Origin of the sequence: Geodermatophilus sabuli (assembly GCF_900215145.1) — a bacterium.
GTDB lineage: Bacteria > Actinomycetota > Actinomycetes > Mycobacteriales > Geodermatophilaceae > Geodermatophilus > Geodermatophilus sabuli.
This window is the reverse complement of record NZ_OBDO01000001.1, coordinates 655,565-674,578: the sequence shown is the minus strand read 5'-3', so window position 1 is coordinate 674,578 and position 19,014 is coordinate 655,565. Positions and strand designations below refer to the sequence as shown.

The 19,014-nt window shown below is 74.0% G+C and carries 17 protein-coding genes and 1 tRNA gene; 9 read left to right on the top strand and 9 right to left on the bottom strand.

What is annotated here, in order from left to right; all coding sequences use genetic code 11:
- Positions 1-32 precede the first annotated feature (32 nt).
- Positions 33-1,031 (top strand): NAD-dependent epimerase/dehydratase family protein, encoded by a 999-nt coding sequence (locus CRP39_RS03220; protein WP_097204308.1) that lies wholly within the window; start codon positions 33-35, stop codon positions 1,029-1,031.
- A 7-nt stretch (positions 1,032-1,038) separates the two neighbouring features.
- Here CRP39_RS03220 and CRP39_RS03215 read toward each other — a convergent pair whose 3' ends face one another.
- Positions 1,039-1,941: an alpha/beta fold hydrolase gene (locus CRP39_RS03215; RefSeq protein ID WP_245853535.1), complete on the bottom strand. Its 903-nt coding sequence runs from the start codon at positions 1,939-1,941 to the stop codon at positions 1,039-1,041.
- Positions 1,942-2,116: 175 nt separating this feature from the next.
- Here CRP39_RS03215 and CRP39_RS03210 point away from each other — a divergent pair, with 175 nt between their 5' ends.
- Entirely contained in the window at positions 2,117-2,920 is an 804-nt protein-coding gene (locus tag CRP39_RS03210) for an esterase/lipase family protein (RefSeq protein ID WP_183358916.1), read from the top strand.
- Positions 2,921-2,987: 67 nt separating this feature from the next.
- On the opposite strand, the gene CRP39_RS03205 is transcribed toward CRP39_RS03210, so the two are convergent.
- The 4 genes from CRP39_RS03205 to CRP39_RS03190 form a co-directional block, all read right to left on the bottom strand.
- On the bottom strand, positions 2,988-4,220 hold the full coding sequence (locus CRP39_RS03205; protein ID WP_143426554.1) for a glycoside hydrolase family protein: 1,233 nt from the start codon (positions 4,218-4,220) through the stop codon (positions 2,988-2,990).
- A gap of 372 nt (positions 4,221-4,592) precedes the next feature.
- A tRNA-Val gene (locus CRP39_RS03200) sits at positions 4,593-4,664 on the bottom strand.
- Between the two features lie 87 nt (positions 4,665-4,751).
- A complete protein-coding gene (locus CRP39_RS03195) occupies positions 4,752-5,213 on the bottom strand; it encodes a peroxiredoxin (RefSeq protein ID WP_097204305.1) in 462 nt (153 codons plus the stop codon).
- Between the two features lie 124 nt (positions 5,214-5,337).
- Entirely contained in the window at positions 5,338-5,763 is a 426-nt protein-coding gene (locus CRP39_RS03190; RefSeq protein ID WP_097204297.1) for a DUF3052 domain-containing protein, read from the bottom strand.
- Positions 5,764-6,148: 385 nt separating this feature from the next.
- Between CRP39_RS03190 and aceE the strand changes: the two genes are divergently transcribed.
- Positions 6,149-8,950 (top strand): pyruvate dehydrogenase (acetyl-transferring), homodimeric type, encoded by a 2,802-nt coding sequence (gene aceE, locus CRP39_RS03185; RefSeq protein WP_097204295.1) that lies wholly within the window; start codon positions 6,149-6,151, stop codon positions 8,948-8,950.
- A gap of 107 nt (positions 8,951-9,057) precedes the next feature.
- On the opposite strand, the gene CRP39_RS03180 is transcribed toward aceE, so the two are convergent.
- The 3 genes from CRP39_RS03180 to CRP39_RS03170 are packed head-to-tail and all read right to left on the bottom strand — an operon-like array spanning position 9,058 to position 11,608.
- Positions 9,058-10,308: a M20 metallopeptidase family protein gene (locus CRP39_RS03180; protein WP_097204294.1), complete on the bottom strand. Its 1,251-nt coding sequence runs from the start codon at positions 10,306-10,308 to the stop codon at positions 9,058-9,060.
- 2 nt (positions 10,309-10,310) lie between these two features.
- Entirely contained in the window at positions 10,311-10,859 is a 549-nt protein-coding gene (locus tag CRP39_RS03175; protein WP_245853534.1) for a pirin family protein, read from the bottom strand.
- Positions 10,856-11,608 carry a phosphatase PAP2 family protein gene (locus CRP39_RS03170; protein WP_097204292.1) on the bottom strand — a complete coding sequence of 251 codons (753 nt, stop codon included), beginning with the start codon at positions 11,606-11,608 and terminating at the stop codon, positions 10,856-10,858. The genes CRP39_RS03175 and CRP39_RS03170 overlap by 4 nt, the downstream gene beginning before the upstream one ends.
- A gap of 10 nt (positions 11,609-11,618) precedes the next feature.
- Here CRP39_RS03170 and CRP39_RS03165 point away from each other — a divergent pair, with 10 nt between their 5' ends.
- The 6 genes from CRP39_RS03165 (at position 11,619) to CRP39_RS03140 (ending at position 18,267) form a co-directional block, all read left to right on the top strand.
- Positions 11,619-12,797 carry a PucR family transcriptional regulator gene (locus CRP39_RS03165; protein WP_245853532.1) on the top strand — a complete coding sequence of 393 codons (1,179 nt, stop codon included), beginning with the start codon at positions 11,619-11,621 and terminating at the stop codon, positions 12,795-12,797.
- Between the two features lie 159 nt (positions 12,798-12,956).
- Positions 12,957-14,159: an acyltransferase domain-containing protein gene (locus tag CRP39_RS03160; protein ID WP_097204288.1), complete on the top strand. Its 1,203-nt coding sequence runs from the start codon at positions 12,957-12,959 to the stop codon at positions 14,157-14,159.
- Positions 14,156-15,124 carry a beta-ketoacyl-ACP synthase III gene (locus tag CRP39_RS03155; RefSeq protein ID WP_097204286.1) on the top strand — a complete coding sequence of 323 codons (969 nt, stop codon included), beginning with the start codon at positions 14,156-14,158 and terminating at the stop codon, positions 15,122-15,124. The genes CRP39_RS03160 and CRP39_RS03155 overlap by 4 nt, the downstream gene beginning before the upstream one ends.
- Before the next feature lie 90 nt (positions 15,125-15,214).
- Entirely contained in the window at positions 15,215-15,454 is a 240-nt protein-coding gene (locus CRP39_RS03150; RefSeq protein WP_097204284.1) for an acyl carrier protein, read from the top strand.
- 51 nt (positions 15,455-15,505) lie between these two features.
- A complete protein-coding gene (locus tag CRP39_RS03145; RefSeq protein ID WP_097204282.1) occupies positions 15,506-16,747 on the top strand; it encodes a beta-ketoacyl-[acyl-carrier-protein] synthase family protein in 1,242 nt (413 codons plus the stop codon).
- A 107-nt stretch (positions 16,748-16,854) separates the two neighbouring features.
- Positions 16,855-18,267: an acyl-CoA carboxylase subunit beta gene (locus CRP39_RS03140; RefSeq protein ID WP_097204280.1), complete on the top strand. Its 1,413-nt coding sequence runs from the start codon at positions 16,855-16,857 to the stop codon at positions 18,265-18,267.
- 206 nt (positions 18,268-18,473) lie between these two features.
- Here the strand turns inward: CRP39_RS03140 and CRP39_RS03135 are convergent, their stop codons facing one another.
- Positions 18,474-18,974, bottom strand: coding sequence for a DUF3145 domain-containing protein (locus CRP39_RS03135; RefSeq protein ID WP_097204279.1), 501 nt, complete (start codon positions 18,972-18,974; stop codon positions 18,474-18,476).
- Positions 18,975-19,014: the final 40 nt, after the last annotated feature.

The window sequence follows — 19,014 nt, the reverse complement described above, 5'->3', positions numbered from 1 at the left end:
CACCCCCGCCGGTCCCGGGGTAGCCGACGGCCGTGGCCGATCCCGAGACCGATCTGACCGTCGCCGTCACCGGCCCGACCGGCACCTTCGGGGCGGGGCTGCTGCCCCTGCTGCAGGCCGACGACCGGGTGCGCCGGGTCGTCGGCATCGCCCGGCGGCCGTTCGACCCGGCCGAGTACGGCTGGACGAAGATGGAGTACCGCCGCGCCGACGTCCGGGACCCCGCCGCGATGCGCACGGCCCTGGCCGGGGCCGACGTCGTCGTGCACCTCGCGTTCCTCGTCACCGGCAACGCACCGCGGCACACCGCCCGCGCGATCAACGTCGACGGCACGCTCACCGTCTTCCGGGCCGCGGCCGAGGCCGGTGCCCGCCGGTTCGTCCACGCCTCGTCCGTCGCCGCCTACGGCTGGCACGCGGACAACCCCGAGCGGATCAGCGAGGACTGGCCGGTGCGGCCCGCCGCCCGGCTGTTCTACGCCCGGGAGAAGGCCGAGCTCGAGCACCTGCTGGAGGCCGAGGCGGCCACCGCGCCCGGCCTGGCGCTGTACCTGCTGCGTCCGCCGGTGGTGCTCGGCCCGCACGCCGCCGGCGCGAAGGACCTGCTGCCCGGCCCGCTGGCCCCGCTGGGTCGCCGGCTGTTCGGCCGGCCCCGCCGGTTGCCGCTGCCCCTGCCCGTGCTCGTCCCCGAGCTGCCGCTCCAGTTCGTCCACGAGGAGGACGTGGGCCGCGCGCTGCAGCTGTGCGTCGTCGGGGCCGGCCCGCCCGCCGCCTACAACATCGCCGGCGACGGCGTGCTCACCACCGTCGACGTCGCCCGCGAGCTCGGCGCGCTGCCCGTGCCGTTGCCGGCGGCGCCCGCCCAGCTCGCCGCCCGCGCCGTGTCCCGGCTGCCGTTCCTGCCGCCGGTCGCCGAGTGGGTGGAGGCGGTGAGCCGGCCGGCGATCATGGACACCTCGCGGGCCAAGGAGCTGCTCGGCTGGCGGCCGCGCTGGACCGGGCTGGAGGCCCTGCGGGCGACCCTGCGCTGAACCGGGCTCAGGCGGTGCCGGTAACGGCGGGCAGCCAGTCGAGGAGGTGGCCGGCCAGCCGTTCGGGGCACTGCAGCTGCGGCACGTGGCCGACGTCGGCCAGCTCCACGTACGTCCACTCCGGGTGCCGGCGTGCGGCGTCGCGCGCCGCGGACACCGGCACCAGCCGGTCGCGGTCGCCGTGCACGAGCAGCACGGGGACCGCGATCCCGGCCATCGCCCGGCGCATGAGCCGCGGATCGGCCAGGAGCAGCAGCAGCGACCGGGCCGCCGTCAGGAAGGCGCGGTCCATGCCGGCGACGTCCTGCCGCTCCTCGATGAGGGCCTCGGAGCGGTCGATCAGCCGCGGCGGCACCCGGGCGGGGTCGACACCGCACAGTTGCAGCATGTCGGTGACCGTGCCCCGTGCACCGCGGCGGCGGTGCCGCGCGGCCAGGTGGCGTTCCCCCACCCCCGGCAGGGCGTAGATGGCGAAGTCCCTGGCCACCGCCGCGTCGAGCCGGCTCCGCGGCCCGGGGACGGCGGGGTCGACGAGGACCAGACCGCTCACCCGCGCCGGTGCCCGGTCGGCCTCGAGCACCGAGATCATGCCGCCCATGGAGTTGCCGACCAGCACCACCGGCCCGCCGGTCACGTCGCGGACGAAGCGGTCGAGCACGGCCACGTTGTCGCGCACCCGCGTCGTCCGGCCGCCCGGCTCGCTGCGGCCGAAGCCGGGCAGGTCGAGCGCGTACACCCGCGCGTGCGGCGTGAGCAGCGGTGCGAACAGGTCCCAGTTGAGGTGGGAGCCGCCCAGCCCGTGGACGAGGACGAGGGTCGGCCCGGCGTCGTTGCCGCCGAAGTCGACGTAGTGCACCGGACCGTCCAGGTCCGCGGTCAGGCTGCGCCCCGGGGCGGCCGTGTCGTCCACCCCCGTACCGTTCCACGCCCTCCCGGGACCGGCGCGGCGGGACGCGGCGCGTTGTGTCACACACCACACCGATACTGCCGATGAGTCCCGGTGGGACCATCCGGGTGTCGGAGGCGTCCCCCGGTGGTACCGGCGGAGGGCTGACCGGCACCGGTCGGCCGGCGAGGAGGACGACGTGGCACGACTGTGGGGCGATGGCCCGGCCATCCCGCTGTACCTGACCGAGCCCGGCCGCGCGGCCGCCGACCTCGGGCTCTACCTGGCTGCCCGCCCGGCGCTGGTGCCGCGGCTCCCGCAGGGCGACGGGCACCCGGTGCTGGTGCTCCCCGGCCTGCTGGCCGACGACGCCTCCACCCGGGTGCTGCGCTCGGTGCTGCGCCGGCTGGGCTACCGCGTCCACGGCTGGCGTCTGGGCCGCAACGTCGGCCCGACCGCGCGGTGCGTGCAGGGCATGCGCGACCGCATCGACGACCTCAGCGACCGGTACGGGCGGCCGGTCAGCCTCGTGGGGTGGAGCCTGGGCGGGATCTTCGCCCGCGACCTCGCCCGCCGGACGCCGGACTCGGTGCGCCAGGTGGTCACCCTGGGCAGCCCCTTCCGGCTGACCCGGCACAGCCAGAGCCACGCCTCCCGGGTGTTCGACCGGTACAGCCACCTGCACGTCGAGCACCGCGAGCTGCCGCTGGAGCGCGACCGGGCGCCGCTCCCCGTGCCCGCGACGTCGATCTACTCCCACCTCGACGGGATCGTGCACTGGCGGACCTGCCTGGACACCCCCGGCGAGCGGTGCGAGAACATCGCCGTCCTGGCCAGCCACCTGGGGCTCGGCCACCATCCCGCGGCCCTGTGGGCGGTCGCCGACCGGCTGGCGCAGCCCGAGGGCACGTGGGCGCCGTTCCGGCCGCCGCTGGTGCTCCGCCCGGCGTTCCCCCGGCCCGACGTGCCCGCCACGGCGCCCCGTACGGTCGCCGCGGCCTGAGGTCGAGGGGCGATCACCCCGCCCGCACCGACGGGGCGACGGATCTCGTGGACGTGACGACCGACCGTCAACAGCTCAGCGCGCGGAGGTCACCGTTCGCGTCGAGCTGGACGGGCTCCTGCCGAATGGGGGCATCGGTCTCGTTCGGCTGGTCGTACCAGATGTCGATCCACTCATACGGTTCCCCGTCGATGAAGCTGATCGCCCTCGGCTGTCCCCCGCAGCTCGTGGCGCTGATCTGACCCCTGGCGCCCCAGTTCCCGAGGATGCCGGTGGTGCTCCGCACATAGCTCGTACCCGTACCCGAACAATAACCGCAGTTGGGATCCGAGAAGGTCATGAACAGAACCGACCCTCTCGCCACGATCGCGGGTGACTCGACGGCGGTCAGCCCCGCCATCCTCCGCTGACCCACGTTGATGCCGTTGGTCCACCACTGGTCCAGCTGTTCGATGTTCAGGGTCTGGTCGGCCATCGTGCAGGCGATGTAGGCCGCGCCTGCGAAGTCCACGATCGAGAAGTCACCATTGTCATGACAGATGGAGAGATTCGGCTTGTGGAGGGAGCCGAACTGACCGGCACCCGGACCGCACGGACCGGCAGGACCCGCACACCCCATTGCGTAATACGCATTGGCGCGCGTCCTGTTCCAGTCAGCAGGCGCATTGAACCACAGGATCCAGACCCCGTCCGAACCCCGCTGGACCATTCGGGGGTTGAAACACCCTGCCCCTCCCGAACCACACGTCACCTGCCACGACTCGGCGTCGTACGTGTTCGTCGAACCGGGATCGAACAGCAACCGCTGAAATGTCCAGTCCACCTTGTCCGTCGAACTCCACACACCGAAACCGCAGAAGGGCGTACCGTCGGTGCCCCATTCGAATCCACACTCGTACCGCGTGCCGTACAGGTAGTAGACGCCTCCCACCTGCGTGACCATCCCGTCGTGGGCATCGAGCCCCGAGATGGTGGAGCCGGTTGCGGCAGCAGCTGGGGTGGGTCCTGACAGAGGGAATGACAGGCAGACCACGAGGACGATCAGGATCGTGTGGACGATGGCTGCTCGGCCATCCCGCCGCCGCTTCCCACCCGCACCGACCTCGAGGTGGGATCCGCCGCTCCGTGCGGACCCGTTCCTCGTGTCGCCCGGTTCGGGGAGCGAGACATCCCGAGGACTGGTGAGCGTGAGCCCCTCGAACAGTGCGACGTCGTGGTGGATGTCGGCCGCTCGTACACCGCCGCGGACTGACGACATCCCGGTCGAACTGACGGGCTTCCAGCGGACGAGATCAGCCATCGTCACCGCTCCGTTCGGCTCGGGGAAGTCTGATTGTCCGCTGAGCGACGCGGTGGGATGGTTCTCGGGTCGGGCCATCCGTGTCAATGGGCTCGTGGTCGGCCCTCGACCACCGAGGAGGTCGGCCTGATCGTTGCCTGCCGGTCGCGACGTGAACCGGATTGCGCCTCTTGTCGGCATCCGTGACGTACAGCGGCGTCGCCGACTGCTCGACCACCGGGTCGGGTGGGCAGACCGGCGTCGTGTCACGGGTCCCCGCAGGCTCTGCGGCAGGCCCGTGATGTGGGCCGTGCGTGCATGCTCGGCGGAACGGGCGCTCCTGTGGCGGCAGGCGCGAGGTGCTTCGCAGGGCTTCCGAGGTCGGGGCCTGGGTGGGCGCGGCCGGGATCGAACCGGCGACCGCTCGCTTGTAAGGCGAGAGCTCTTCCGCTGAGCTACGCGCCCCGCGCGCCCAGGGTACGTACCGGGGCGTACGGCCCGCTCCAGGGCGCCCCCGAGCGTGCGAGGGAATGCCCTGGAGCGGGCCCCTTATCAGGCCGCCAGCTTCGCGACCGCGTCCTTCCAGCCGGACTGCTCGCGGGCGTCACCGGGGGCGTTGACCTCGGCGAAGGCGATCGTGCCGTCGGTGGCGACGAGGAAGGTGCCGCGGACGGCCATGCCCGCCTTCTCGTTGAACACCCCGTAGGCCTGGGCCACCTCGCCGTGTGGCCAGAAGTCCGACAGCAGCGGGAAGTCCAGGTTCTCCTGCGCCTTGAACGCCTTGAGGCTGAACACCGGGTCGGTGCTGACGGCGAGGACCCGCACGCCGGCGTCGGTGTAGGTGGCCAGCTCGTCGCGCAGTTGGCACAGCTCGCCGGTGCAGATCCCGGAGAAGGCGAACGGGTAGAAGACCAGCAGGACCGGGGTGCCCCGCAGGTCGCTCAGGGACACGACCTGCTTGTCCTGGTCGGGGAGGCTGAACTCGGGCGCGGTGTCACCGACGGAGAGCGTCATGGACCGATCGTGCCGCACGCGGTGACGGGCTGGAACGGCCCCCTCGCAGGGCCCCGGCGCCGGCCCCGTCCGGAGGCTCACCTCGAGCTCGCGAGGGTGAGAGGGACGAGGTCCTTCGACGTCGTCAGCGCCGGCTGCGCGCGGTCTTCGGGGTGACCAGCCGGATGCCCGACCAGTCCTTGGCCGCGGAGATGCTGCTGGTCTGGGACAGGCCGGCGGTGGGTGCCACCTCGGTGACGTCCCCGGGCTCGACGTGGCCGGGCCGACCCGACTTCGGGACCAGCAGCCACACGACACCGTCGTCGGCCAGGGAGGTGATCGCGTCGGTCAGGGCGTCGAACAGGTCGCCGTCGTCCTCCCGCCACCACAGGACCACGACGTCGGCCACCTCGTCGGTGTCCTCGTCGACCATCTCCCCGCCGGAGACCTCGACGATCGAGTCGCGCAGGTCCTCGTCGGCGTCCTCGTCCCAGCCGAGCTCCTGCACGACCATGCCCGGCTTGATGCCCAGCCGGGCCGCCATGCTGGCGCTGCCCGAGTCGACGCTCATCCCTGCTGTTCCTCCATGGGTTCCGATGCTGCTGACCGGTGGGCACGATCGTGCCCCGTCCGGCGGTGGGCTGCTGGGCGAGGACTCACGGGCGACAGCCGCCCGTGCCGGGCGCGCGGCAGGAGGGGTGGACGCCGCCGGGGCGGGACACGACCAGCGGGAACGCTCCCCGCAGCCTGGTCATGTCACCCCTTCCGTCCGCACCGGTCCCCGCGCCTCGGGTGTCGAGGCCCCGTCCGGCCGGCGGTACCGGTCGGCGTTGGCGGAAGCGTAGGGCATGCCTGGTCACGTGCAAGCGCTCACGGAGCGGCGCCGTGCCACCGCGCCGTCCCGACATGTGAGCTGCCGCGTGACGGCGACCGGGGCCGCGGGGGACGATGGGTGCATGAGCGCACCGCAGCAGTCGGACGGGGACCCCGCCCGCGATGCAGGCAAGACCCGCGCGGTCATCACCGACGGGCTCCCCAGCCAGCTGGTCGACATCGACCCCGAGGAGACACAGGAGTGGCTGGAATCGCTGGACGGCGTCGTCGAGCACGCCGGCCGCGGCCGGGCCCGCTACCTGATGCTCCGCATGCTGGAACGCAGCCGGGAGCAGCAGGTCGGCGTGCCCTCCCTGCGCAGCACCGACTACATCAACACCATCACGCCCGAGCGTGAGCCGTGGTTCCCCGGCGACGAGCACGTCGAGCGGCGGATCCGCGCCTACATCCGGTGGAACGCCGCGATCATGGTCCACCGCGCCCAGCGCCCGGGGATCGCCGTCGGCGGCCACATCTCCTCCTACGCCTCGTCGGCCTCGCTGTACGAGGTCGGGTTCAACCACTTCTTCCGGGGCAAGGACCACCCCGGCGGCGGCGACCAGATCTGGTTCCAGGGGCACGCCTCCCCCGGCATCTACGCCCGCGCCTTCCTCGAGGGCCGGCTGTCCGAGCAGCAGATGGACGGCTTCCGCCAGGAGGTCAGCCACCCCGGTGGCGGGCTGTCGAGCTACCCGCACCCGCGGCTCATGCCGGACTTCTGGGAGTTCCCGTCCGTCTCCATGGGGCTGGGGCCGATGAACGCGATCTACCAGGCGCGGTTCAACCGGTACCTGCACTCCCGCGGCATCAAGGACACCTCCGACCAGCACGTGTGGGCCTTCCTCGGCGACGGCGAGATGGACGAGCCGGAGTCCCTGGGGGTCATCGGCCTGGCCGCGCGCGAGGAGCTGGACAACCTCACCTTCGTCATCAACTGCAACCTGCAGCGGCTCGACGGTCCGGTGCGCGGCAACGGCAAGGTCATCCAGGAGCTGGAGTCGTTCTTCCGCGGCGCCGGCTGGAACGTCGTCAAGGTGATCTGGGGCCGCGAGTGGGACCCGCTGCTGGCCGCCGACCGCGACGGCGCGCTGGTCAACCTGATGAACCAGACGCCCGACGGCGACTACCAGACCTACAAGGCCGAGGACGGCGCCTACGTGCGCGAGCACTTCTTCGGCCGTGACCCGCGCACCCGCAAGCTCGTGGAGAACATGAGCGACAAGGAGGTCTGGGACCTCTCCCGCGGCGGGCACGACTACCGCAAGGTCTACGCGGCGTTCAAGGCCGCGGTGGAGCACAAGGGCCAGCCCACGGTCATCCTCGCCAAGACCATCAAGGGCTGGACGCTGGGCAGCCACTTCGAGGGTCGCAACTCCACCCACCAGATGAAGAAGCTGACCGCCGAGGACCTCGCCGCCTTCCGCGACCGGCTCTACCTGCCCATCCCCGACGAGCAGCTGGACAAGACGCTGCCGCCGTACTACCGGCCCGACCCGGACTCCGACGAGATGCAGTACATGCTCGAGCGGCGCCGCGCGCTCGGCGGAGCGGTACCGCGGCGGCGGTCGGAGTTCAAGACGCTCAAGACGCCCGAGGACAAGGCCTTCGACGTCCTCAGGCGTGGCTCGGGCAAGCAGGAGGTGGCGACGACGATGGCGTTCGTCCGCCTGCTCAAGGAGCTGCTCAAGGACTCCGAGCTCGGCCCGCGCTTCGTCCCGATCATCCCGGACGAGGCCCGCACGTTCGGCCTGGACTCCCTGTTCTCGTCGCACAAGATCTACAACCCGGCGGGGCAGCGCTACACCTCGGTGGACCGCGAGCTGATGCTCGCCTACAAGGAGTCCGAGCAGGGCGTGATCCTGCACGAGGGCATCAACGAGGCCGGCTCCACGGCGTCGTTCACCGCCGTCGGCACCTCGTACGCCACCCACGGCGAGCCGATGATCCCGATCTACATCTTCTACTCGATGTTCGGGTTCCAGCGGACCGGCGACGGGTTCTGGGCGGCCGCCGACCAGCTGACCCGCGGCTTCGTCCTCGGTGCCACCGCGGGCCGGACGACGCTCAACGGCGAGGGCCTGCAGCACGAGGACGGTCACTCCCTGCTGCTCGCGGCGACCAACCCGGCCGTGGTGTCCTACGACCCCGCGTTCTCCTTCGAGGTCGGCCACATCACCAAGGACGCGCTGCAGCGCATGTACGGCGAGGACCCGGGCGCGCCGCTGGGCGGGCACCGGTCCCCCGACGTCATGTACTACCTGACGGTCTACAACGAGCCGTACAAGCAGCCGGCCGAACCGGAGGGCCTCGACGTCCAGGGCGTGCTGGCCGGCATGTACCTGTACGCCCCCGGCGCGGGGGACGGGCCGAAGGCGCAGGTCCTGGCCTCGGGCGTGGCGGTGCCGTGGGCGCTGCGTGCGCAGGAGCTGCTGGCGAACGACTGGGGCGTCTCGGCCGACGTGTGGTCGGTGACCTCCTGGACCGAGTTGCGCCGGCAGGCCGAGACGGCCGAGGAGCACAACCTGCTGCACCCCGAGGAGGACCCGCAGGTCCCCTACGTCACGCAGCGGCTGCAGGACGCGCCCGGGCCGGTCGTGGCGGTGTCGGACTGGATGCGGGCGGTGCCGGACCTGATCGCGCCCTACGTCCCGGGCGGTATGGCCACCCTGGGCACCGACGGGTTCGGCCTGTCCGACACCCGTCCGGCGCTGCGCCGGCACTTCCACGTCGACGCCGAGACGGTCGTCGTCCGCACCCTGGCCTCGCTGGCCCAGCGCGGCGAGGTCGACCGGGACGTCGTCCGGCAGGCCGTGGAGAAGTACCAGGTCCGCGACGTGCAGGCCGCGCCGGCGGAAGAGCGGTCGGACCCCAGCCCGGCCACCTGAGAGCGGCCCCCTCTGCACCCACCACTCGCAGGCTCGCGGCGGGACCCTGCAGAGGGGCCTGACAGAACGGCCCGTCTCCCCTCGCCGGGAGGCGGGCCGTTCCGCGTTCAGGCGAGGGCGCCCAGCGCCATCGCGGCGTGGAGGGCGACGCCGTCGGGCAGCACCGCCTCGTCGAAGACGACGAGGTTGGAGTGGTTGCCGGCGACGGTCGCCGGGTCCGACCCGGGCGGACAGGCACCCAGGAACGCCATGGCGCCGGGCACGTGCTGGAGCACGTAGGCGAAGTCCTCCGCGCCCATGAGCGGTTCGCGCGCGAGGACGCTGCGCTCGGACCCGAGCAGCGCCGCCGCCGTGGCCCGCACCGTCTCGGCCACGCCGGCGTCGTTGACGGTCACCGGGTAGCCCTCGCGGTGCTCGAACTCGACCTGCAGCCCGTGCGCCGCGGCCACGTGGGTGGCCACCCGGCGCACTCCTCCGACCATGTCGGCCCGCCGCTCGGCGGACAGGGTGCGGATCGTGCCCTCCATGAACGCCGAGTCGGGGATGACGTTGTCGGTGGACCCCGCGGTGAGGTGCGCGACGGTGAGGACCGCCGGGTCGAAGACCGGCGCCCGGCGGGTCACCATCGACTGCAGCGCCAGCACGATCTCCGCGGCGACCGGGACGGGGTCGGCCGCCGCATGCGGCATCGAGGCGTGCCCGCCGCGGCCCTGCACGGTCACCATCCAGTGGTCCGCGGCGGCCATCATGGGCCCCGGCCGCACGCTGACCACCCCGCTGGGCTGGGTGGAGAAGACGTGCAGCGCGAACGCGCCGCTGACCGGCGCCTCCGGGACGGCGTCGAGCAGGCCCTCCTCGAGCATGTACCGCGCGCCGTGGAAGCCCTCCTCCCCCGGCTGCAGCATGAGCACGACCTGGCCGGCGAGCGCGTCGCGGCGCTCGGCGAGCAGCCGGGCGGCGCCGAGCAGCATCGCCACGTGCAGGTCGTGCCCGCAGGCGTGCATGGCCCCAGGGACCTCCGAGGCGAACGGCAGCCCGGTGTCCTCGTGCACCGGCAGGGCGTCCATGTCGGCCCGCAGCAGGTAGGTGGGGCCCGGGCGGGCACCGCGCAGGACGCCGACGACCGAGCTGGTCGACGTCCCGACGGTCACCTCGACCGGCAGCGCGGCCAGCTCCTCCAGCACGGTGGCCTGGGTGCGGGGCAGGTGCAGCCCGACCTCGGGGTGGCGGTGCAGCCGGCGGCGCAGGTCCACGGTCCGGTCGGCGTCGGCCCGCGCCGCGGCGAGCAGAGAAAGGACCCCCTCGCCCCCCACCGCTCGCGAGCTCGCGGCGGGCCCCTGCGAGGAGGCCGGTTCCATGCTCATGACTCTGCCCAGGACGGACGGCCGGCGTCCAGCTGCCACACCACGGCGGTCACCGGGCCGGTCACCCGTTCGCCGTCCTGCCGCTCGACGCGGGTGCCGTCAGGGCCGGCCAAAACGAGCAGGCCGGGTGGCACGGTCGTCGAGGTCCCGCCGTCCACCGTCTCGATCCAGAGCCGCGCGTCGGAGCGGCGGAGGTCCACCCAGCCGTCCGCGTTGCGGTGCACCTCGTGGCCCGGATCGGCGTCGGGCCGGGCGCTGCGCAGGTGGGCCTGCAGCACCCGTGCCCCGCCGTCGCCGGCGACCTCGTCGTGCTCGAGGCCGGTGCCGGCCCGCAGGACGGCCACGTCCCCGGCGGCCATGAGCGCGCCGCTCCCCCAGCCGTGACGCAGCGACCCGTCGAGGACGACCGCGACGACGTCGACCGCCCGGTGCGGGTGCCGGCCGTAGCCGCACCCGGGGTCGAGGTGGTCGTCGGCCATCCGCAGCAGCGGGCCGAGCGAGCCGTCGTCCGGCTCCAGCAGGACCTCCGACCGCAATCCGCTCACGGTTCCTCCCGGGGTGGCAGCGCGGCCCGGCCACCGGGCAGCGCGTCGACGAGCAACGCCAGCGCCAGCGTCCACGCCGTCCCCAGCGCCAGGCCGCCGACGACGTCGGACAGGAAGTGCACGCCCAGCCACATCCTGGTCAGGCCGACCAGGACGGCGAGCGCGAGGCCTGCGGCGAGCGCCGGCCGGCGCCACCCCGGCGCCAGGCGCGGCCAGGCCAGGACGAGGGCGATGGTCACCGCCGTCGCGATCCCCGAGGAGTGCCCGCTGGGGAAGCTCAGCCCCTCGTAGCTCGCCCCGCCGTTCTCGAACGCCGGCCGCACCCGGCCGACCAGCTCCTTGAGCCCGACGGTGAGCGGGCTGACGCCGACGTTCGCGATCACCACCCACGCCGCCGTCCACCAGGCCCGGCGCGCGCCCAGCCAGAACAGCACCGGCAGGGACACCAGCACCCGGAACCACACGACACCCGGCGTGGTGAGCACCTCCAACAGCAGGTCGAGAGCGGCCGAGCGGTCGTCCCCGGCGTACAGGGCGTGGCTCACCGCCTCGTCGAGCCGGACCTGCGGTGCGAAGCCCACCAGCACACCGGCGCCCAGCAGCCCGAACACCCCGAGCCCGGCGCCGGCCGCGGCCAGGACGCGCCGGCGCGGCGCCACCGTCCCGTCCCGCCGGAGCCCGTGCACCGCCCCACTCTCCCCGACCTCCGGGCCGAGGACGACGCCGGTCCCGTCACCGGTGCGTGACATGGTGGGGGTCGTGTCCGACAGGGGGAGCTCCCGCCCGCCGTCCGCCGCCACGCTGCGGCGTCTCGAGCGCGCCTCCGGTTCCCTGGCCACCCGCGCGGTCGCCCGCATGGACGACGTCCTGCCCTGGTTCCGCACCATGCCCGCCGACCAGCGCTCCTGGGTGATGCTCGTGGCCCAGGCGGGCATCGCCTCGCTGGTGGAGTGGTGCCGGACGCCGACCCGGCCGCCCCGGCTGACCGGTGAGGTCTTCGGCGCCGCGCCCCGGGAGCTGGCCCGGGTGGTGCCGCTCAAGCACACGGTCGACCTGATCAAGGTGACCGTCGAGGTCATGGACGACTTCGTGGAGTCCGTGGCCGAGCCGGGGGACGCCGACGCGCTGCGGCTGGCCGTCCTGCAGTTCAGCCGCGAGGTCGCCTTCGCCACCGCGCACGTCTACGCCACCTTCGCCGAGAGCCGCGGCGCCTGGGACGCCCGCCTGGAGGCCCTGGTCGTCGACGCCCTGGTCCGCGGCGAGCGGACCGAGGAGCTGTCCGGCCGGGCCTCGGCGCTGGGCTGGGCGGCGATGAGCCCGGTCACGGTGCTCGTGGGGTCGGCCCCGGCGGCGGGTGACGCGCACGGCGCCACCCGCCGCGCGGCCCGGCAGCTGCGCAGCGAGGTGCTCGTCGGGGTGCACGCCGACCAGCTGGTCGTCGTGCTGGGCGGGGCGGACCGACTGGAGGCGGTGGCCGAGCGGGTGAGCGACGAGTTCGGGCCCGGCCCGGTCGTGATGGGCCCGGTCGTCGATTCGCTGAGCCGGGCCGGCGACTCCGCGGCCGCGGCGCTGGCCGGCCTGCGGGCCGCCGCCGCGTGGCCCGGCGCCCCTCGCCCGGTGCCGGCCGACGCGCTGCTGCCCGAGCGCGCCCTGGACGGCGACCCCGTCGCGCGGGCCACCCTCCAGGAGCGGGTCGCGCTGCCGCTGCAGGGGGCCGGCGGCGAGGTGCTGGAGACGGTCCGTGCGGTGCTGGCCAGCGGCGGCAACCTGGAGGCCAGCGCGCGTGCGCTGTTCGTGCACCCCAACACCGTCCGGTACCGCCTCAAGCGGGCGACGGACCTCACCGGGTTGTCCGCGACCGACGCGCGCGGCGGCTGGACGCTGCAGGTCGCCCTCGCCCTGGCCGCCCTCGACGCGGACCGCTCCCTCTGGCACTGACGCCGCACGGGGACACCGGATCAGTGTGGTTCCCACCACCGACACTCGACGAACGCGCCCGGAAACGCGCATCCGTTGTAGGAACCCTCCAAAAAGCACCGGTGTGCTTTCGTGCCGCTCCCCACCACGCGACGCCGCGAACTCTGACACGGTGAGGAGGTGCTGGCCGTCCTCGCCCCCGGACAGGGTGCGCAGAAACCCGGGATGCTGAGCGACTGGCTGGAGCTGCCGGGCGCTGAGTCCTTCTTCCGCTGGGCCGGCGCCATCGCCGGCGCCGACCTCCTCGAGCTGGGCACGACCGGCGACGCCGAGGCGATCAAGGACACCGCGGTGACGCAGCCGCTGGTCGTCGCGATGAGTCTGTTCATCGCCCGTGAGCTCGGCGGCCTGCCGGGCCCCGTGGCGCACACGCCGCAGGCCGGCCGGGACGTCGTCATCACCGGGCACAGCGTCGGTGAGCTGACCGCGGCGGCCCTCGCCGGTGTGCTCAGCGTCGAGGCGGCGATCGCGCTGACCGCCGTCCGCGGGCGGGCCATGGCCGCCGCGTGCGCGCAGACCCCGACCGGGATGTCCGCCGTCCTCGGCGGCGACCCCGACGAGGTCGCCGCGTCGCTCGCCGAGCACGGCCTGGTGGCGGCCAACATGAACGGCGGTGGCCAGGTCGTGGCCGCCGGCCCGCTCGACGGGCTGGCCGCGCTGAAGGCCGCCCCGCCGGCGAAGGCGCGGATCATGCCGCTGTCGGTGGCCGGCGCCTTCCACACCGAGTACATGGCCTCCGCGCGCGCCGAGCTGGGGGGCCTCGTCGGCGGCCTGCGGCCGGCCGACCCGAGCCGGCTGCTGCTGTCCAACGCCGACGGCGCCGCGGTCACCTCCGGCGCCGAGGCGCTCGCCCGGCTGGTCAGCCAGGTCACCAGCCCGGTCCGCTTCGACGCGTGCCTGGCGACCATGCGCGAGCTCGGCGTCACCGCCGCCATCGAGCTGCCACCGGCCGGGGCGCTGGCCGGCCTGGCCAAGCGGCAGTGGAAGGGCGCCGACGTCGAGATCCTCGCCGTCAGCAGCCCGGCCGACCTCGACCGCGCGCGCGAGCTCATCGCCGCCGAACGCAGCCGGGCCGAGGCCGAGCACCTGCCCGACTGGCGGGTCGTCGTCTCCCCGGCGCGCGGCACGGTCAGCCCGGCGGACGTGGCCGAGGGCACGCGCCTGCCGGCCGGCACCCCGCTGGGCTGGATCCGCAGCCGTCGCGACGACGTCAACGTCTCAGCGGGCTACGACGGGGTACTCGCCGAGTGGCTCGTGCAGAACGGCGACATGGTCGACGCAGGGGACCCCATTGCTCGGCTCTACCCGGAGGTGGCGGAATGACCGCGCTGCAGTTGCCCGCGGGCGCGCCCGGCGCGCGCATCCTCGGTCTCGGGAGCTACCGCCCCCGCCGCCGGGTGACCAACGACGAGCTCGCCCAGGTGATGGACACCAACGACGAGTGGATCCAGGCCCGGGTCGGCATCGCCGAGCGGCGGTGGGCGGAGCCGGACGAGACGCTGGCCGAGATGAGCGTGGCCGCCGGCGGCAAGGCCCTCGCGGCCAGCGGCCTGGACGCCGCCGAGGTCGACCTGGTGCTGCTGGCGACCGCCAGCCCGCCGAGCTCCATCCCGGGTCTGGCCCCGCAGATCGCGCACCGGCTGGGGATCCCCCGGCCCGGCGCGTTCGACGTGAACGCCGGGTGCGCCGGGTGGTGCTACGCGTTGAGCGCGGCCGCCGACGCCATCCGCGCCGGGTCGGCCCGCAACGCACTGGTGATCGGCGGCGAGCGGCTGACCGACTACACCGACCTCAGGGACCGGTCGACCGCGGTGATCTTCGCCGACGGAGCCGGGGCGGCCGTACTCTCCCCCTCCGACAGCCCCGGCGTCGGGCCGGTGGTCTGGGGCAGCGACGGCGACCAGTCGACCGCCATCGCCATCCCCGACGGTGAGAAGGTGATGAGCATGGCCGGTCAGGCCGTGTACCGCTGGGCCACCACCCGGCTCACCGAGACCCTCGCCGAGGCGATGCGCCGGGCCGGCGTCGGCCCCGACGACATCGACGTCTTCGCCCCGCACCAGGCCAACCTGCGGATCATCGAGTTGATGGCCAAGCGGCTCCGCCTGCCCGAGCGCACGGTCATCGCCCGGGACGTCGTGCGATCGGGGAACACCTCCTCGGCGTCGGTCCCGCTGGCCCTGTCGGCGCTGCTGGAGAGCGGCGAGGCCAAGAGCGGCGACACCGCGTTGCTGCTCGGGTACGGCGCGGGCCTGACGTTCGCCGGTCAGGTCGTCGTCCTGCCCTGACCGTGCTGCGATGAGCAGGAACCACGAACCCCCGGGACCCCCGGGTACCACGGCGGGTCCCCCCGCCCCATCCGAGAGAGAGGACCCCGCGTGAGCGAGGACATCCAGACCGGTCTGGCCGAGATCCTGGAGGAGGTTGCCGGCGTCGCACCTGCCGACGCCACCCCCGAGAAGTCGTTCACGGAGGACCTCGACGTCGACTCCTTGTCGATGGTCGAGATCGCCACCGCGGTGGAGGACAAGTTCGGCGTCGCCATCCCCGACGACGAGCTCGGCAACATCAAGACCGTCGGCGACGCGATCAGCTTCATCCAGAAGAACCAGGGCTGAGCCACCCGGCTGCCCCGGCCCCCGGCCGCACGCCCCAGGAGGGAACCCGTCATGAGCACGTCAGTCGGCGACGTCGTCGTCACCGGACTCGGTGCCACCACGCCGCTCGGCGGCGACGTCGCCAGCACGTGGGACGCACTGCTGGCCGGGCGGTCGGGGGTCAGCCGGATCACCGACGACTGGATCAAGGAGTTCCCGGCCCAGCTCGTCGCCCGGCTGGTGGCCGACCCGGCCACCGGCCTGGACCGCGTCCGCGCCCGCCGGCTCGACCGCAGCCAGCAGGTGGCCGTGGTGGCCGCCGAGGAGGCGTGGCGCAGCTCCGGTGCCGCGGACGCCGGCGTGGCCCCGGAGCGGGTCGCCGTCGTCTTCGGCACGGGTATCGGCGGGGCGCTGACCCTGCTCGGCCAGGACGACGTGCTGGAGGAGAAGGGCCCCAAGCGGGTCTCCCCCTTCACCATCCCGATGCTCATGCCCAACGGCCCCGCCGCGGCCGTCGGGCTGGCCGTGGGCGCCAAGGGCGGCGTGCACGCGCCGGTGAGCGCCTGCGCTTCCGGAGCCGAGGCGATCCGGTGGGGCCTGGACCTGCTCCGCTTCGACCGCGCCGACGTCGTCCTGGTGGGCGGCGCCGAGGCCTGCGTGCACCCGCTGCCGATGGCCGGGTTCGCCGCCATGCGCGCGATGAGCACCCGCAACGACGAGCCCGAGCGGGCCTCCCGCCCGTTCGACAAGGCCCGCGACGGGTTCGTGCTGGGCGAGGGCGCTGCCGCCCTGGTCCTGGAGCGGGCCGACGCGGCGAGAGCGCGCGGTGCCACGATCCACGCCCGGCTGGCCGGGGCGGGCGGCACCGCCGACGGCTACGACCTGGTCGCCCCGCACCCCGAGGGCGAGGGCGCCGGCCGGGCGATCGCCGCGGCGATCCGCGACGCCGGCCTCACGCCGGCCGACATCGGGCACGTCAACGCGCACGCCACCTCCACGCCGGTCGGTGACACCGCCGAGGCTGCGGCGATCCGCAACACGATCGGCGACCACGTCCTGGTGACGGCCACCAAGAGCCAGACCGGGCACCTGCTCGGCGCCGCCGGCGCCCTGGAGTCGGTCTTCACGATCCTCGCCCTGCGCGAGCAGGTCGTGCCGGCGACGGCCAACCTCGACGACCCGGACGACGACCCCGCCGTCCAAGCCCTCGACATCGTCCGCCGCGAGGCGCGGCGTACCCAGTTCTCCGCCGCGGTCAACGACTCCTTCGGCTTCGGCGGCCACAACATCGCGCTGGTGTTCACGACCGCCTGAGCAGTCCCGCCCACCGCCTGGGCCGGCCCTCCCCCGTGGGCCGGCGCAGCGATGGCGGCTGCCCAGGTCCGGCCGAACCGCCCCGCGCCCGAGGCCCTGGAGGCCCCGTGACCGTCCTGTCCGCCGCTCCCGTCCCCACCGCCCCGGACCCGCGTGACCCGGCCGACCGCCTCCGGCGGTTCTTCGACGCGGACTCCATGTCACTGCTGGTGCCCCCCGACACCTCCGGCGTCCTGGCTGCCCGCGGCACGGTGGCCGGCAGCCCGGCGGTCGCCTACTGCACCGACGCCACGGTCATGGGCGGCGCGATGGGCCTGGACGGCTGCCGGCACATCGTCGACGCGATCGACGCCGCACTGCGCGAGCGGGTGCCCGTCGTGGGCATCTGGCACTCCGGCGGCGCCCGGCTGGCGGAGGGCGTCACCGCGCTGCACGCCGTCGGGGAGGTGTTCGAGGCGATGGTGCGGGCGTCGGGACGGGTGCCGCAGATCTCCGTCGTCCTCGGCCCGGCCGCGGGTGGCGCCGCGTACGGCCCCGCCCTCACCGACCTGGTGGTCATGGGTCCGGCCGGCCGGGTGTTCGTGACCGGTCCCGACGTCGTCCGCTCGGTCACCGGCGAGGACGTCGACATGGAGCGCCTCGGCGGGCCGGACACCCATGGCCGGCGCAGCGGTGTCGTGCACGTGGTCACCGAGACCGAGCAGGCCGCGCTGGACACCGCGCGCGACGCGGTCTCCCTGCTGGCGGCGCAGGGCACGCTCGCCCCCGCCGAGGGCGAGCCCGACGTCGACCTGCGCGCCCTGCTGCCGGAGAAGCCGAACCGGGCCTACGACGTGAAGCCGCTCGTGGCCGCCGTCCTCGACGGGCCGGGCCTGGAGCTGCACCCGCGCTGGGCGCCGAACATCGTCACCACGCTGGGCCGGCTCGCCGGGCGCACGGTGGGCGTGGTGGCCAACAACCCGCTGCGCCTGGGCGGCTGCCTGGACTCCGCGTCGGCCGAGAAGGCGGCCCGGTTCGTCCGCATGTGCGACGCGTTCGGCGTCCCCCTGGTGGTCCTGGTCGACGTCCCCGGTTACCTGCCCGGCGTGGGCCAGGAGTGGGACGGCGTGGTGCGGCGCGGCGCCAAGCTCCTGCACGCCTTCGCCGAGGCGGTCGTGCCGCGGGTGACGCTGGTGACCCGCAAGTCCTACGGCGGCGCCTACATCGCGATGAACGCCCGGTCACTGGGGGCGACGGCGGTCTTCGCCTGGCCGGGCGCGGAGGTCGCGGTCATGGGCGCCAAGGCCGCCGTCGGCATCCTGCACCGGAAGAAGCTGGCGGCCGCCCCGCCCGGTGAGCGGGAGGCGCTGCACGCGCACCTGGCCGCTGAGCACGAGCGGATCGCCGGCGGGGTGAACCGGGCGCTGCAGATCGGCGTCGTGGACGAGGTCGTCGAGCCGTCACGGACGCGACGCCGGCTGATCGCCGCGCTCGCGGCCGCGCGGCCCGGCCGTGGCGCCCACGGCAACATCCCGCTGTAGCCACGCGTCAGGGCCCGGCACCCTCGAGGGTGCCGGGCCCTGACGTGGAGCTCGTGGTCGCCCGGACGCCGCTTCCCCGACGACGTCCGGACGACCGGCCTCAGCCTACGACGGGTACGCGGGGAGCACCGGCCCGTCGTAGTCGGATCGTGATGAAGGAACCCGTCCTCCCCACCCCTCGCACGCTCGGGACAGGGCCGCCACGGTCACACAACCTGGTGCAGCCAGGTGACGGGGCTGCCGTCGCCGGCGTGCCGGTAGACCTCGAGGTCGGCGTCCCAGGCGGCGCCGAGCAGCTCGTCGACCCCGTGCCGGAAGGCCTCGATGGAGGTGGCGCTGGCCGCGAGGTGACGCAGCTGCTGCTCGGTGACGACGAGATCGCCGTTCGCGCTCGTCGGCGCGCGGTACACCCCGTGACCCGGCACGTACGACATGCGCTCGCCGTCGTTGCCGTAGCTGGCTTCCTCGGTCACCTCGAAGCGGAGCATCGGCCACGCGCGCAGCGCAGCGACCAGCTTCGCCCCCGTCCCGGGAGCGCCCGTCCAGGCGACCTCGGCACGGTAAGAACCGTGTGCCGCGGGCTGGTCGGCCCACGACAGGGAGACCGGCGCGCCGACGACGCGTTCGAGCGCCCACTCGACGTGCTGGCAGAGCGCCTTCGGGCACGCGTGCACGAAGACGACACCCTGGGTAGACCGTCGCTGCACGGGGTACCTCCATCGACTCGATCGGTCTCGTCTTCCCCAA

What these genes read in the sequence shown, in the direction of transcription:
- CRP39_RS03145 (WP_097204282.1), top strand. Translation starts at nt 15,506, where the DNA reads ATGAGCACGTCAGTCGGCGACGTCGTCGTCACCGGACTCGGTGCCACC.
- CRP39_RS03170 (WP_097204292.1), bottom strand. Translation starts at nt 11,608, where the DNA reads ATGTCACGCACCGGTGACGGGACCGGCGTCGTCCTCGGCCCGGAGGTC.
- CRP39_RS03205 (WP_143426554.1), bottom strand. Translation starts at nt 4,220, where the DNA reads ATGGCTGATCTCGTCCGCTGGAAGCCCGTCAGTTCGACCGGGATGTCG.
- CRP39_RS03190 (WP_097204297.1), bottom strand. Translation starts at nt 5,763, where the DNA reads ATGAGCGTCGACTCGGGCAGCGCCAGCATGGCGGCCCGGCTGGGCATC.
- CRP39_RS03195 (WP_097204305.1), bottom strand. Translation starts at nt 5,213, where the DNA reads ATGACGCTCTCCGTCGGTGACACCGCGCCCGAGTTCAGCCTCCCCGAC.
- aceE (WP_097204295.1), top strand. Translation starts at nt 6,149, where the DNA reads ATGAGCGCACCGCAGCAGTCGGACGGGGACCCCGCCCGCGATGCAGGC.
- CRP39_RS03155 (WP_097204286.1), top strand. Translation starts at nt 14,156, where the DNA reads ATGACCGCGCTGCAGTTGCCCGCGGGCGCGCCCGGCGCGCGCATCCTC.
- CRP39_RS03180 (WP_097204294.1), bottom strand. Translation starts at nt 10,308, where the DNA reads ATGGAACCGGCCTCCTCGCAGGGGCCCGCCGCGAGCTCGCGAGCGGTG.